The organism is Pseudomonas sp. TE3728 (genome assembly GCF_056279145.1).
Window position 1 is genome coordinate 42,892 of record NZ_JBWBQT010000001.1, and the last position, 15,698, is coordinate 58,589.

At 59.4% G+C, this 15,698-nt stretch carries 9 protein-coding genes; 7 read left to right on the plus strand and 2 right to left on the minus strand.

Going from position 1 to position 15,698, the window contains the following annotated elements:
• Nucleotides 1–17: 17 nt before the first annotated feature.
• The 3 genes from ACZ89R_RS00220 (at nucleotide 18) to ACZ89R_RS00230 (ending at nucleotide 9,987) form a co-directional block, all read left to right on the plus strand.
• Nucleotides 18–8,645 carry a two-partner secretion domain-containing protein gene (locus tag ACZ89R_RS00220; RefSeq protein WP_429547146.1) on the plus strand — a complete coding sequence of 2,876 codons (8,628 nt, stop codon included), beginning with the start codon at nucleotides 18–20 and terminating at the stop codon, nucleotides 8,643–8,645.
• Between the two features lie 2 nt (nucleotides 8,646–8,647).
• Entirely contained in the window at nucleotides 8,648–9,019 is a 372-nt protein-coding gene (locus ACZ89R_RS00225; RefSeq protein WP_427623069.1) for a hypothetical protein, read from the plus strand.
• Between the two features lie 608 nt (nucleotides 9,020–9,627).
• Nucleotides 9,628–9,987, plus strand: coding sequence for a DUF6124 family protein (locus ACZ89R_RS00230; protein WP_429547145.1), 360 nt, complete (start codon nucleotides 9,628–9,630; stop codon nucleotides 9,985–9,987).
• 295 nt (nucleotides 9,988–10,282) lie between these two features.
• Here ACZ89R_RS00230 and ppnN read toward each other — a convergent pair whose 3' ends face one another.
• On the minus strand, nucleotides 10,283–11,656 hold the full coding sequence (ppnN, locus tag ACZ89R_RS00235) for a nucleotide 5'-monophosphate nucleosidase PpnN (protein ID WP_429547144.1): 1,374 nt from the start codon (nucleotides 11,654–11,656) through the stop codon (nucleotides 10,283–10,285).
• A 226-nt stretch (nucleotides 11,657–11,882) separates the two neighbouring features.
• Here ppnN and ACZ89R_RS00240 point away from each other — a divergent pair, with 226 nt between their 5' ends.
• Nucleotides 11,883–12,410, plus strand: coding sequence for a DUF3087 domain-containing protein (locus tag ACZ89R_RS00240; protein ID WP_429547143.1), 528 nt, complete (start codon nucleotides 11,883–11,885; stop codon nucleotides 12,408–12,410).
• Between the two features lie 150 nt (nucleotides 12,411–12,560).
• Entirely contained in the window at nucleotides 12,561–14,138 is a 1,578-nt protein-coding gene (locus ACZ89R_RS00245) for a sensor domain-containing diguanylate cyclase (protein WP_429547142.1), read from the plus strand.
• Nucleotides 14,139–14,153: 15 nt separating this feature from the next.
• On the opposite strand, the gene ACZ89R_RS00250 is transcribed toward ACZ89R_RS00245, so the two are convergent.
• Complete coding sequence (locus ACZ89R_RS00250) at nucleotides 14,154–14,540, minus strand: DUF2784 domain-containing protein (RefSeq protein WP_052966899.1); 387 nt, start codon at nucleotides 14,538–14,540, stop codon at nucleotides 14,154–14,156.
• A gap of 136 nt (nucleotides 14,541–14,676) precedes the next feature.
• Here ACZ89R_RS00250 and ACZ89R_RS00255 point away from each other — a divergent pair, with 136 nt between their 5' ends.
• Both ACZ89R_RS00255 and ACZ89R_RS00260 read left to right on the plus strand, forming a co-directional pair.
• Complete coding sequence (locus ACZ89R_RS00255) at nucleotides 14,677–15,375, plus strand: AzlC family ABC transporter permease (RefSeq protein WP_218394640.1); 699 nt, start codon at nucleotides 14,677–14,679, stop codon at nucleotides 15,373–15,375.
• Nucleotides 15,375–15,686, plus strand: coding sequence for an AzlD domain-containing protein (locus tag ACZ89R_RS00260; RefSeq protein WP_162830927.1), 312 nt, complete (start codon nucleotides 15,375–15,377; stop codon nucleotides 15,684–15,686). The genes ACZ89R_RS00255 and ACZ89R_RS00260 overlap by 1 nt, the downstream gene beginning before the upstream one ends.
• Nucleotides 15,687–15,698: the final 12 nt, after the last annotated feature.

Genomic DNA, 15,698 nt, shown 5'->3' on the forward strand with positions numbered 1-15,698 from the left:
GCGTCGAGATTCTGAATATGGACGTTCACCAGCTTGCCTTTCTGTCCCGCCAGCCTTCGGCTGCCGTGGCCCCTCGCACGCACTTCCTGGGCATGCCCAAACGCTTGCTGGCATTGCTGTTGGCGAACGTCATGTTCTGGCAGCCGATCTGGGCCCAGGCCGAGGGCATCGCCGTCAGTGGCAACACCCAGACCGGCATAGGGCAGGCCGGCAACGGCGTACCGGTGATCAATATTGCCGCGCCCAATGGTGCCGGGCTCTCGCACAACCAGTTCAAGGATTACAACGTCGGTCGCCAGGGCGTGATCCTCAACAACGCGACAAACGCAGTGCAGAACACCCAACTGGGCGGCCACATCCTGGGCAACAGCCAGCTCGGTGGACGGGCAGCCGGCACCATTCTCAACGAAGTCAACGGCGGTAGCCCCAGCCAGCTCAACGGCTACACCGAAGTGGCAGGTCAGTCAGCGAGGGTCATCATTGCCAACCCTTACGGCGTGAGCTGTAACGGTTGCGGCTTCATCAACACGCCACGCGTGACCCTCAGCACCGGCAAGCCTGTACTCGACGGCAGCGGCAAGCTTGATCACTTCGAGGTTGATGGCGGCAGCATCACCATCGATGGCATGGGGCTTGATGCGGCCAACATTGACCAATTCGACCTGATTACCCGTTCGGCGAAGATCAACGCAGACATCCATGCCCGGCAATTGAATGTCATTACCGGTGCCAACAACGTCAACGCCGACAGCCTGGCCACCACCCCTCGCGCGGCCCGTGATGCCGACAAGCCTCAACTGGCAATCGATGCGGCGGCGCTGGGCGGGATGTATGCCAACACCATCAAACTGGTGGGCACCGAGCAGGGCGTCGGGGTCAAGCTGGCGGGCAACATGGCCGCCAGTGCCGGCGATATTCAAATCGATGCCGGCGGCCATCTGAGCATGGCGCAGACATCGGCCCAAGGTGCCTTGCGGGTCAACGCGCAGAGTGTCGAGATGACCGGCAAGGCTTACGCCGGCAGCGTCGATGTACGTACGCCCGGCGAGCTGGTCAACCGGCAGAGTCTGGCCGCCCGCAACCGCATCGACATCAATGCCGACAAACTCAGTAACTCCGGCGTGATTGCCGCGGGCATCGAGGCCGATAACAGCCGCAACTCCACGGGCGACCTGAGCATCACCAGCCCCTCCGTGACCAACAGCGGCAGTCTTGAAGCCAGTCGCTCGTTGAGCATCCGTGCGAACACAACCCTGACCAATCAAGGCGTGGTTCAGGGCACGGCGGTCGATCTGACCAGCGCCCGGGTGACCAATCAGGGCGCTGCTGCGCGAATCGTCGGTGACCAGTCGCTGGTGATCAATACACCGGCCATCGTCAACCTGGCAGGGGTGATCCGCTTTGGCGCGGGGCAGGCGGCGTCCTTGCAACTCGACAGCCTGGACAACCGCGAAGGCCTGATCCAGGTGCAGGGCGGCAGCCTGACAATCACCGCCCGCCAGCTGGATAACCGTGGCGGGCAAATCGACGCTGGCGGCCTTATTGTCGATACCACCACGCTTGATAATCGCGCCGGCCTGCTTTCTGCCAGCGCCGGTAATGCGCGGGTGAACACCCGCGGCAGGTTCGACAACACTTCGGGCACTCTCCAGGCGCAAAACCAGCTTTCAGTCACGGGCCAGGAGGTCATCAACCAGGGCGGCAGGCTGCTGGCGGTCAACGGTGACCTCGATCTGAAAGCCTCGAGCCTCGATAACCAGCTCGGCAGCGTGCTGGGGTCCAAGGTCAGCATTCGCGCGCCGGGGGGGCAGGTCGACAACCGCGGCGGGAAAATCGTCGGCGAGCGCGTTGATCTGAACGCCTCGGGGCTCGACAACAGCAACGCGGGGCTGCTGGCGGCAGGCGCCCAGGGCATGAGCCTGATTTTCGATCCGGCGGCCATCAAGGCGCAGTTGCTCAATAACAAAGGGCGCATTCAGAGCGACGGCGGCCTTTTGCTGCAAGGTGGCTGGCTGGACAACAGCGCTGGCACAGTGCTGGGTAAAACCATCCAGGTCGATGCTCAACGCCTGATCAACAACGGCAAGGGCGCACTGGTCAGCAATGGCGGCGACGTTGTCCTGAATGTCAGCAACCTGTTGAGCAACCTGACCGGTGTAATCGATGCCGGTAACAACACGGCCACCGTCACCGGCGCGAGCCTGATCGACAACCAGGGTGGCACGATTCGCGGCCAGCAACTGGGCCTTCAGGCGGCCACTTTGCTCAACGGTCAGAAGGGGCAACTGGTCGCAGGGACTGGCGGGTTGACCTACCGCGGGAACCGACTGGACAACAGCGGCGGCGTTATTCTCGCCGACGGTGGGCTTGCCAGCCTGAAGCTCGGCAAGGGCAGCATCGGCAACCTGGGCGGCACGATCCAGGGCGACACCGTCGAGGTGACCGCCAGCAATCTCGATAACAGCAGCGACGGCACCAAGGCCGGCATGATCGCCAGCCTGGTGGGCGAACTGAAGCTGACCGTCGATTCACTGACCAGCCGCGCCGGCAAACTCTTCGCCAAGACCGCGCTGGTGTTCAAAGGCTCCACGCTGGACAACAGCGGTGGACAGCTCAGTGGCAACACCGTTGACCTGACGGCCGGCCAACTGACCAACCAGGGTGGTCTGATCGAATCCAACACCTGGCTTGCACTCCAGGGCGGCACGCTGGACAACAGCGCTTCCGGGCGAATCCGTGCGCTGGGCAACAACGTCAGTACTCTTCACGTCTCGACAGACGACATCAGCACGCTCGATTTCAGCGACACCGTCAATAACCACAACGGCACCATCGAGGTCGGTAACTCGTCGTTCAGTTTCAAATCCAGCACGCTGGATAACCGTACCGGGACCCTCGAACACGCCAACACCGGGTTATTTACCCTGAACCTCGATCGCCTGATCGGTGCCGGTGGTGACATCACCGGCCTGGGCAGCGGCGACTGGAACTTTGGCGCGGTGGATGGGCTGGGGCGTGCACAGCTCAACGAGGCCCTGACTTACACCAGCGACTCGCTGACGCTTCAGTCCGGCGATCGCCTGGCCAGCAGCACCGAACTGGTGCTCAACCTTGGCAGCCTGAGCAACGGCGGCGAGCTGCTCAGCGATGGCGACCTCACGCTGAACCTTACGGGCGATCTGTTCAACAGCGGTCGGTTATCCGCACAGAAAATGCTGGCTATCACCGCCCATGACGTCCGCCAGAACGGCGGACGCATGGGGGCCGGCACCGACACACGCCTCAACCTGAGCGGTACGCTGGATAACCTCGGTTACCTGACTGCCCGCCAGAACCTGCGCATCGACGCGGCGCAAATCGACAACCACGGCACACTGGGTGCCCAAGGCAAAGTCAACCTCACCGCCACCGGCGGCATCACTAACGGCGCCGATACATTGCTGTTCAGCGGCGGCGACATGACCCTGCGCGCCAGTAGCCTGCTCAACGGGTATGGCGACCTCTACAGCGCCGGCAATCTAAGCTTCGCCGGCATCGACGGCGCCGCCGCGCAAAGTTTCAGAAATCTCTCCGGGACCGTCGAAAGCCAAGGCAATATCAGCCTTCACGCCGTCTCGCTGGAGAATGCCAAAGCCGAATTCGAGCTGGAACAACAACGGGTAAGCGGCACCTTGAGGTGGGCGTGCAGCCAACACTGTGGCGGACATGACTCCTTCAAACGCGGCTGGATCACCATTGGCCAAACGTTCATCGAGCGCGCCATCAAAGACTCTGCTTCGGCGCGCCTGGTTGCAGGCAAAGACCTCAACATCCAGGCCTCAAGCGTGCAGAACCGCTACAGCCTGCTGGCCGCCAACAACAACCTGACCATCATTGCCGATGACCTGCTCAACCAGGGCGCGTCCACTCGCACCGGGCAGAACACCATCGTGATCCGTACACCGAGGCGCATTTCCACCGGTTATTGGGATCAGATGGAGTACGTCGACGTCCCGGCCTTCAACGCGGCCGTTGCCGCCGGGAACTACGACGACGCCCGCTTCGAGCTGCTGAAATCGCGTTCCAGCGACAGCCGCTTCCAGGAGCGCAGCAATGTCACCGTCTGGACCGACAACCCTGAGCCGACCTACGCCGCCACGATTCAGGCCGGCGCCACCGTCAACCTCAGCGTCACGCGTACCGTGCAAAACGGAACGCTGCACCAGAACACGCTCGAACAACTGACCGGTACGCTGGGCGACGACCAGACCGGCGTCGGGGTAGGTGAGGTCAATATCAACCTCAACCCGCAGGCGACCAGTGCCGCCGCCGTGACGCCTGCCGCTGTGCAACCCATCGAGCGTATCGCGGCGGATGGCAGCGTACAGACCGTCTTCAAACCGGTGGATTACAGCGGGCTACCGTTCACCTCCGTGGACCCGACGGCCGGGCCGAATTTCCAAACGCCCAAGGGCGATTACGGGTTGTTCATCAAGAACCCCGACCCGACCAGCCGCTACCTGATCGAGACCAACTCGAACCTCACGAACCTGTCGCAGTTCTTTGGTTCGGACTACCTGCTCAAGCTGTTGAACGTCAACGCCGACAGCACTTGGCGTCGACTCGGCGATGGCCTCTACGAGCAGCGCCTGATTCGCGATGCGGTGCTGGCGAAAACCGGCCAGCGTTTTCTCGCCGGCGGTTTGACCAGCGATTACGAGCAATACCGCTACCTGATGGACAACGCCCTCGCCAGCAAAGACGCACTGCGCCTGAGCCTTGGCGTCTCGTTGACGGGCGAGCAGGTCAGCGCGCTGACCCATGACATTGTCTGGATGGAAAACCGCATCGTCGACGGGCAAAAAGTCCTCGTGCCGGTGCTGTACCTGGCCCAGGCGGATAACCGCAATGTACGCGGCAGCAGCCTGATCCAGGGTCGGGACTTGAACCTGTTCACCGGCGGCGATCTGGTCAACGTCGGCACGCTTCGCGCCAGCAACAACCTCAACGTCCAAAGCGCCGGCAGCGTCTACCAGGGCGGGCTGGTCGAGGCCGGTAACGACCTGCAAATACTGGCGCAAGACAGCATTCGCAACGCTATGGCCGGCGAGATCCGCGCCAGCCAGGTCAGCCTTGTCGCGCTCAAGGGCGACATCATCAACGACCGCACCGCGATTCAGGTTCGTGACGGCGCCGGCATGCGCACCCTGACCGATGCGGGCAGCAGCATCAGCGCCCGGGAAAACCTGGCCGTTGCGGCCGGCCGCGACCTGACCAACCACGGCGCCTTGAGCAGTGGCGGCAACGCGACCCTGACGGCAGGCCAGGACATCAACCTGGCGGCCAAAACCGATACCAGCGAGAAACACGAATTCAGCGACGGCGGCCACAAGTCGAGCATCACCACTGACGTGAAGAACCTCGCCGCGACCGTTACTGTCGGCGGCAACCTGACCGTGGACGCGGGCCGCGACGTCAATGTCATTGCCAGCCAGGTCAAGGCCGGGAACAACCTGACCGTCAAGGCCGGCCAGGACTTCAACGTGACCTCTGCCGACGACATCCACAACGTCGCCAGCAAAACCAAGGACGGCAAAAAACGCATCACCGAAGAAAACGACCGCACCACCCAGGCCGCCAGCGTCCTGAGCGCGGGCAACAACTTCAACGCCCAGGCCGCCCGCGACATCAACCTCATCGCCAGCAAGATCAGCGCCGGCAATGAAGCGTATCTGTACAGCGGCAACAAGCTGAGCCTGCTGGCCGCGCAGAACAGTATGCATACGCTGTATGACATGAAGGAGAAGGGTAACTGGGGCGCCAAGAAGGCCCAGCGCGATGAAGTCACTCAGATCACCCACGTCGGTACCGAGATCAACACCGGCGGCCGTCTCACTCTCGCCAGTGCGGGCGATCAGCGCTACCAGGTCGCCAAGCTCAACAGTGGCAAAGATCTGATCCTTGAAAGCGGCGGTGCCATCGCCTTTGAGGGGGTCAAGGACTACCACGACGAAAGCCACACCAAGAGCAAGAGCGACCTGGCCTGGACCAGCTCCAAGGGCAAGGGCAATACCGATGAAACGTTGCGTCAGAGCACGCTGATTGCCCAAGGCTCGTTGGCCATTCGGGCTGTCGATGGGCTGAAAATCGACATCAAACAGATCAATCAAAACACCGTCAGCCAGACCATCGATGCGATGGTCAAGGCCGACCCGCAACTGGCCTGGGTCAAGGAAGCTGAAAAACGCGGGGATGTGGACTGGCGCCAAGTGAAGGAGGTGCATGATTCCTTCAAGTACAGCCACTCCAGCCTGGGCCAGGGCGCGATGCTGGCGATCATCATCATCGTGACGATCCTCACCGCAGGTGCGGCCAGTGGTCTGGCTGGCGCGGCGGCCGGGGCTCAGGCCGGCACCGCCTCCGCCATGGCGGCGGCGACGACTGCCGAGGCAGTGGCCGCCGGGGCGACCTATGTCGGGGCTGGTTGGGGCAACGTCATGGCCACGGCGGCGATGACTTCCATGGCCAGCACGGGTGCCGTTAGCGTCATCAACAACAAGGGTAATCTGGGCGCGGCTGTTAAAGACACTTTCAGCAGTGACAGCCTGAAAAATGCCGCCATTTCCGGGATGGTCGCCGGGTTTACCACCGGCGTGATCGACCCGAAATTGGGCGGGACAACCAAGCCTTACAACAGCATCACCAAGGGTTTTGACTTATCTACCCTTGAGGACGTAGGTGGTTTCGCCGTGCATGCCGGCGCACAAGGCGTTACCTCAGGCGTGGTCAAAACCGCAGTCAACGGCGGCAGCCTGGGCGACAACCTGGTCGATGAACTCGTGGCCCAGGCCGGGACCGTTGCCGCGGCTGTGGGGTTCAGCCAGGTCGGCAGCTTCGCTCAGAAAGAGTACCTCAAGGCAGCGGCCGATAAAGACTCGGTCGGCATGGCGCTGTGGGCCGAGGGTGGCGCCGGACGAACCGCGCTGCACGCCATGATGGGCGGCGCGATGTCCTCGGCCACCGGCGGCGACTTCGCGACCGGTGCAGTGGCCGCCGGTGCCAGCCAGGCCATGGCTGGCGCTTTAAATGATGTCTTCAAAACGCAGCCGGAATATCGCGAGGCCGCCGCACAAATCGTCGGCCTGACCGCCGCCGGTCTTGCCGGTAAAGACGTTGAGAAAGCGGCCTGGGTTTCGCTGATGGCCGATCAGTACAACCGTCAGCTTCATCCGGACGAAATCCCGCTTCTGAAGAAACAGGCGGACAGTCTGGCGAAGGAAGCCAAACTCAGCCCTGAAGAAGCTGAAAGTCGCTTGGCCAAAGCGCTGGTTTATTACACCGACAAAGATTGGAACGGTGTGCTGAGCGGCCAAGGTGCTGCGCCCGATGCTGTGACGGTCAAACACTTGGGCATCGCGCTTTCACCGCTGGGCGCCACATATGCATCCGCAGCAGCGACGGATATTCCGGCAATCGGTCCCGCGAAAACCTACACACCTACCGAAACCGCCGCGTTAATTGCCAACTACAGCAGCACCCATGCGGCGCAGTACGCGGACAACTCAATCAATGCCATCAACCTGCAAGGGCTATTCACAGGCGATCTCAGTTATGAATACGCCAATTACTACCGCAAGAACCTGGCGGGCGGCCCGGGCCTGACGGATTGGGGAACGGTAAGCGGCAGCACCCAAGGTGCGGGGAAGGCATTGTCGGAGGCAGCGGGTTCGGCGTGGGCTTTGCTGAGCAATCCGGCGCAAGGCAGCGAACAAATCGTCAATGGCCTGGCAGGGCTGACCAAACACCCGGTCGACTCTTTGATGAGCAGCGTCGAGGCGAGCCAAACCAAAATGGCGTTGGCGAGCCTCTATGACATGCAGGGCAACACCGCCGCCAGCGCCGCGATCCGTGCGCAAAGCGATGTTGAATTTGCGTTGAACTTCCTTCCGGTAAACCGGGTTAAGACGCTGGCGAAGTTGGGGGCGGCAGGCAGAGCGGTTGATAGTGCCGAGCTTGCCTCACTTCCAGCGGGTTATCGTCGGGTCGTTGATGCCAAGACCGGTAATACTGAAGTCGTTGGCGCTGATGGGGGCTTTTATTACGAAACCGCCGAGGGTGGACTCAAGCCGAAGGCTGGGGGTAGTCTGGCGGAGTTGGTTGCGGGTGAGACGAGGGTTACGGGAGTAAAAGGCAGCGGCTCGGACGCTCCATATAATCCCCAAACGGTAAGAGTTGATCTTGAAACTACTTATGGTCGCGACAATGTTATCTCATCAACAGTTCCACCAATTGACGGAAGGAACGTCCATCTGGCAGGGCAGCGTCATCCAGTAACTGGAGTCGTTTTTGATAATAGAGGATTCCCCATTTTTGATGATGTCGCTACATTTGATACGAGGATTTCAAATGATTTATTTAAAGCGGCAAGTTATGAACAGCAAATGAAACTTGCAACGAAGGATTTGTTTGGGGCGATTCAACAGGGGCAAGTGAAAAAATCTAGTTTTTCCGCCAAACAGTTGCAGCAGATTGAAATGGGCGCTAGGAAAATTGATGGTTACACATGGCATCACCATCAGGATAACGGCCGAATGCAATTGATTCCTGAGATGGTACATAAAAAGACGGGGCATATCGGTGGCGAAGCTATGGGAGGAGGAATGTAATTATGTTGAATTTCGAGCGCTATAACGACGAGTTGATGGGGTTCGTACTTGTCTGTCTATTTTGTGAGGCTATCAGTAAAACTGAGTTCCAAATCTGGTGCGCTCAGAGTGCCACCTTAGAAAACGCGCCATATTTTCTGTATGACCTAATGGAGTTTGATGATGAAATTTTTAAAATCTATCAGATCATCGGTAGGGTACCTTATTGGGAACATAGTGATGATGAAGAGTATGCGCTGTATGGCATAGCCGTTCGTCGCGGGATGAAGCCTTACGATATGCCTTTGTCACTAGAGGAGGCTTTGAAAAAATTAGAGGCAGCCCCCACGACAGAGCAAGCGTTTCGTCAGGCGTTTAGTTTTATTGAACTGTAGTTTTGGGGGAGTAGGGAATAAAGGAAAAGGGGGCGGATTTGGGGCGGATTTATTTGTTTGCTTCGGGCGTAGTGGTAGAAGGGAAAGGGGACGAATTTATTTATCCGGTGGTTTGACCGAAAGTTGGAGGGTGTTTTTTCGGGCTTCTTCGCGAGCAAGCCCGCTCCCACACTGGATCTTCTGTGGACCCATTATTTGTGACCGACACAAATCAACTGTGGGAGCGGGCTTGCTCGCGAAGAGGCCAGCCCATCCACTACAGAACCCGAAGTGAGACCGATAAACAAGGGATGTTTAATCGACATCTCCAGATACTCACTCAGGCTACACATCCTTGCGCCGTTGCCTACGACTACGCCAGAATCCGCCGGCTTGTGCGCCTTGACCGGGCTCTATCGTTTCCGGGTCGCTGACGAATCAGTGATCGGGTTTAGCAGCCCGGGTCATCTCTAGACGTACAACGTTAACCGTTCATGTTATGGCGGCTTTGCGTGGGGCACTTCGGTGCGCCGGGTTCTAGAGTCCTGGTCTGCTAACCCGCGTACAGCCGCCACCTCTTTTTCGTTTAGCAGCGATTTGTAGCGGCTCCATAACTCTAGGAGCGTCATATGTTCAAACCAACACCAAATCCACCGGAAACCGATCCAACATCCCCCTACGAATCCCTCGATTCGAAAAAACTCAACGAAGCCGCCGACCGCGCCCTCGATTACTACCTCAAGCCGCCCATCCCCAAAGACACCAAGCGCAAACCCAGCACCATTTACCATGTCGGCCCCGAGGTCGATAACGAAACCCTGCTGGTCAACGCCTGCGAATCCCTGGCGTCAGCGAGCATGATGCTCAGCGAGTTCGCCGGGTTGATGGACATGCCACATCGCAACATGATGTTGGGGATTCAATCGGTGGTCATGCTCGGGGAGTTGGCGGTGAACCGGGTGCTGGATAATCTCGATCCGCGAGGTTAGCCAGAAAGATCAAAAGATCGCAGGCTTCGCCAGCTCCTACATAGGATTGTGTTCGATCGCAATGTGGTGGTGAACAGATCGCAATAGGGCGGCGAACACCGAATCTGTAGGAGCTGCCGCAGGCTGCGATCTTTTGATCTTGAAGCTCCGTGGCAATAGGGCTTGTTGGGCGAGGGAGGTCCACGACAGATTCCCCCAGTCTCCAAATGCAAGAAACCCCGCAGCACGCGGGGTTTCTTGTCCAGTGCGGGAGTGAGCCTGCTCCTACAAGGGGCTACAGCTCACATCAATATTGTTACGCCACCACCTGATAACACGGCACATACTCCGCGCCACCCGGCAGTTTCATCCGGTGCTGGGCGACGAACGCTTTGAGCAGTTTGTCCAGCGGCTGCATCACCGCAGCATCGCCACGGATCTGGTACGGCCCGTGTTCTTCGATCAGGCGAATGCCCTTGTCCTTGACGTTGCCGGCGACGATGCCGGAGAACGCGCGGCGCAGGTTGGCGGCCAGTTCGTGGGACGGCAGGTTGCGGCTCAGTTGCAGGTTGGCCATGTTGGCGTGGGTCGGGTCGAACGGGCGCTGGAAGCCTTCGTCGATCTTCAGCAGCCAGTTGAAATGGAACGCGTCGTTGCGCTCGCGGCGGAACTGTTTGACCTCTTTGAGGCCCTGAGTCATTTGCCGCGCCACTTCAACCGGGTCGTCGATGATGATCTCGTAGTGTTGCTGCGCGGCTTCACCGAGGGTGGCACCGACGAAGGCGTGCAACTGCTCCAGATACGGCGCGGCGCTTTTCGGCCCGGTGAGGACCACGGGGAAGGGCAGGCTTTCATTGTCCGGGTGCATCAGGATGCCGAGCAGGTACAGGAATTCTTCGGCTGTGCCCGCGCCGCCCGGGAAAATGATGATGCCGTGACCGACGCGGACGAAGGCTTCCAGACGTTTTTCGATGTCCGGCAGGATCACCAGTTCGTTGACGATCGGGTTCGGCGCTTCGGCGGCGATGATCCCGGGTTCGGTCAAGCCGAGGTAGCGGCCACCGTGGATGCGCTGTTTGGCGTGGGCGATGGTCGCGCCTTTCATCGGGCCTTTCATCACGCCCGGGCCGCAACCGGTGCAGATGTCCAGGCTGCGCAGGCCGAGCTCGTGGCCGACTTTCTTGGTGTATTTGTATTCTTCGGTGTTGATCGAGTGGCCGCCCCAGCACACCACGATTTTCGGTTCGACACCGGGGCGCAGGGTGCGGGCGTTGCGCAGCAGGTGGAAGACGTAGTCGCTGATACCCTGGGAGGTGCTCAGGTCGATGCTCAAGGCATCGAGTTCGTTTTCGGTGTAGACGATGTCGCGCAGGGCGCTGAAGAGCATTTCACGGGTGCTGGCGATCATTTCGCCATCGACGAAAGCGTCGGCCGGGGCGTTCAGCAGTTCCAGGCGTACGCCGCGGTCTTGCTGGTGAATGCGGATTTCGAAGTCTTTGTAGGCTTCCAGGATGGTCTTGGCGTTATCGACGTGGGCGCCGGTATTGAGGATGGCCAGGGCGCACTGGCGGAAAAGGGTGTAGGTGATGCCGGATGAGGCTTCGCTCAGTTGCTGTACTTCACGTTGGGACAGTGTTTCCAGGCTGCCTTTTGGGCTGACCGAGGCGTTGATTACATGTCGTTGGGTCATTCAATGATCCTTAAAACGATGTCATCCGCCGGCAGGCGCATGGCATCCGAATAGTGTGTATCCATGGAGAAGATGGCACGAACTGCGCTGTATCGCCATGCTCCCCGTTTGACGATGGAAAGATGAAAAGGAGCTCCAGCATAGCTAAATCCTTCGGGGAGGCGATAATGCCCCGCAGTCTTTTTGCCACAGAGCCTTTTCCATTGACGTAAGGAACCCCGTCGCGATGTTCGAAATCCAGCCGATGAATGCCCAAACCTATCGACGCCAGACGCGGCGCAGCACGGTGATCATCGCCCTGATGTTCCTGGCGCTGGCGATGGTGCTGTCCACGGCGGCGGTGGCGCTGTTCGGCGAGCCCGGCGGCGACAATCTGCGTTTCAACGTGGGCGGCGTGTTTGCCGCATTGTTGCTGGTGGTGGCACTGATGCGCGGCAAGTTCTGGACCCAGGAATGGATGGCGCCAGCGGTCTACGGTTGGCAGCTCAAGCGCAGCCTCATGAGCATCACCAACGTCATGCACCAGGTCACGGCGGCAGTGGAGAAGGGCGATCCGAGCGCCATGAAGCTGCTGCGTTTTTATCACTTGGGGTTGAGTCAGATGCATCAGTTGGACGGCAACTCCAGCGACCATAGCCAGCTGACCCGTGAAATGGACCAGCACAAGGCGCGGATGGAAGCGCTGGGTATCGAGACCGAACAGACGCAATTGAATCCGGCCTGGCTTGAGGCGGTGAAACAGACGCAGATGTAGCCTTGCGATTGTTGGCGATGAGCATTTTCGTGCAAATCACCTATCGTATTCGTTGATGAGTCATAGTGGTCCGAGCATCAGCCACGGCTGGCTGGCGCTAAAAGGGCGAACGGGAAAATTCGCCATGTCATAAGGGATTAAGGGAGCGTCATGGGACATCCGTCCGTCAAAGATCGTATCGAAAGGACCCGACTCGCCACGCCTTGGTTACCCGGGCAGGTTGAGTCGAAACTCAAGGTTCGATACGCAGTCTTCCTGCTCGTTGCGGTGTGCCTGTCCATGACGGCCATTGCGATCGGGGAAGGCTGGAACGCCCGTCAGTATCATTTGCGCGGCAGCGAAGTGGAGATGTCCAACCTGGCGCAAACCCTCGCCTCGCAGGCGCGAGCATCGATCAAACAGGCCGACACGCTGCTGTTTGCCGTGGTGGATCGCCTCGAAAACGACGGCATGGAACCGGCAAGAATTCCCAGACTGCAACGTTTGCTCCACGCCCAGCGCAATGAACTGGCGCAGATCCATGGGCTGTTCGTTTTCGACGAAGAAGGACGCGGGCTCGCCAACTCCAATAACGCGGTGGTGGCCAATGCCAATAACTCCGACCGTGAATATTTTATCTACCACCGTGATCATCCCGACCGAGGTCCTTATGTCGGTCCATCGATAAGAAGTCGTTCGACCGGTGAGTGGGTCATGACCGTGTCACGCAGAATCAATCATGCCGATGGTCGGTTTGCCGGCGTGGTGGCGGCTTCGATCTATCTCAACCATTTCCTGGACCTGTACAACAGCATCGATATGGGCAGTAACGGGGTAGTCAATCTGATCGCCGACGACGCCACCATCGTCGTTCGCCGACCGTTCAATGAAGCCGATATCGGCACCAATGTCGCCAAGGGGACGCTGTTTACCCAGCTGTTGCCCAAGGGGGATTCCGGAACGGCCATCGTCAAATCCTACGTCGACGGGGTGGAGCGGGTGGTGGGATTTCGGCGGGTCGAGGGTTATCCGCTCATCGTTTTTACCGCCCTCGACAAGGAAGAAGTCCTGGCCAGCTGGCGGCAGGAGTCAATACTCAGTGCGGGCATCGTCTCATTGCTGCTGGGGTTTGTGAGCGTTCTCGGCTATCGCCTGATCCGTGTCATGAAGCAGCAGAATACTATTCAGAACGAATTGCTGGAGGCTCAGGAAAAACTCATTGAGGTCAACCATAGCCTCAAGTTGCTGGCTCTGGAGGATGCACTGACCGGCCTTTCCAACCGGCGTCAATTCGACCTGTTCATCCTGGCGGAAATGGGCCGTGCCAGGCGTACCCACACCAGCCTTGCGTTGCTGATGATCGATGTCGATCATTTCAAGAGTTTCAATGATCATTACGGTCATTTGGCGGGCGATGAGTGTTTGCGCAGGATCAGCACCATCATCACCGACAACATCCAGCGCCCCGGCGATCTTGCTGCCCGATTCGGTGGTGAGGAGTTTACGGTGGTGCTGCCCGGCACCGATTATGTGGGGGCGTTTCTGGTGGCGGAAAAGATCCGTCGCGCGGTTCAGCAAATCGACATCAAGCATAGCGGCAGCCCCGAAGGCCTCGTCACGGTCAGCCTGGGGGTCTGTGCCTACAACCAGACGGCGCAGAGCCAGCCCGAAGATTTGATCGGTGCAGCAGACAAAGCGCTGTATGTGGCCAAGGCCAGTGGCCGGAACATGAGCGTCATTGCCAACTGAACTCAACCAGAGCGGTTATTGCCCTGAATGAGTCGGATGTCGCAGCTTCCATAAGCGGATCAGCCGCAGGTAGATCAGCACGTTGATCGCCAGCACCACGCTGCCCAACCCTAGCTGAATCGTGGGGGTCAGCCCGGCCGGATAAATAATCGGCCACACGTAATGTTCAATAAAACCGCCGCCATAACCGGTTTGCCCGGCCGCGTGGCGCATGAGGTTTTCCCAATCGGTCAGTGGGCACGTCAGGTGGAAAACTTCCACGATCACGCCCCACGCGGCGGCGGGCAGGTGCCACCAGGCCAGGTGGTGCCATTTGAGCACCAGCAGCCCGCCGAACAGCACGAACAGAATGAACAACAAGTGAGACAGGACCAGCCCGTCAGCGGCGATTCGGTAAAGCATGTCGATTCCCTGACGCGTTATGTGAATCGTTCCATGGTACTCGCGCCGGATAATCGCCAAAAGTGCGCAAGATAGTTCAAGCCATGGGCCGTGACTGCTGGCACAGTCTGGAGTCTTTCCCTGGTTGTAGAGCGTTATGTCCAACTCACTCATGCCGCGCAGTGCATTCCTTCGCGGTGCCGCCGCCATCATGCCGTTGTCCCTGGCGACCGCGCCTTGGGGGTTGCTGGCCGGTTCCATGGCCATCGAAGCCAACCTCACACCGCTGCAAGGCCAAGGGCTGTCGAGCATCGTGTTTGCCGGCGCGGCTCAACTGGTCGCCATCGGCATGCTCAAGGGCGGTGCCGGGGTCTTTTCAATTCTGTTGACCACGCTGTTGCTGACCTCCCAGCATTTGCTTTACGGGATGAGCATGCGTTCGGTGATTTCCCCGTTGCCGGGCCGCTGGCGTGTGGGGCTGGGCTTTTTGCTCACCGACGAGTTGTTCGCCCTGACCAGCCAGCATGACAAACAGCAGTTCAATCGTTGGTATGCCCTGGGCGTGGGCCTGACGTTTTACATCGCGTGGAACCTCTTCACCCTGGCGGGCATTGTGCTGGGCAGCAGCATTCCGGGCCTTGAACACCTTGGGCTGGACTTCTCCATCGCGGCGACCTTTATCGCCTTGATCACGCCAGTGGTGCGCAATGTTCCGACGGTGGTCTGCGTGGCGGTTTCACTGTTCTGTTCGGTGCTGTTCAGCTATTGGCAATGGGGCTCGGCCCTGGTGTTGTCGGGGTTGGCGGGCATGACCGCAGGCTTTATCTGCAACAAACTCTATGTGGGGCGCGCATGATGGTCTGGGCTGTGATTATCGGGATGGGCCTGCTGGTGTTCCTGAACCGCTACGTATTTCTCGAGCCTCGGCTGCCGGTGCGCTTGAGCAGCAATGCCCGGCAGTTCCTCGGTTTCGCGGTGCCGGGCATGCTTACCGCCATCTGCGGGCCGATCGTGTTCATGCCCGACAAGCAGTTGAACCTGCAGTGGGACAACCCGTACCTGATCAGTTCGCTGGTGGCCGTGGGCCTGGTCCTTTACACCCGCAACACCTTGCTCAGCATGTTGTTGAGCATGGGGTTCTTCTTTTTGCTGCGGTGGTGGCTCTGAATCGTCCCTGGA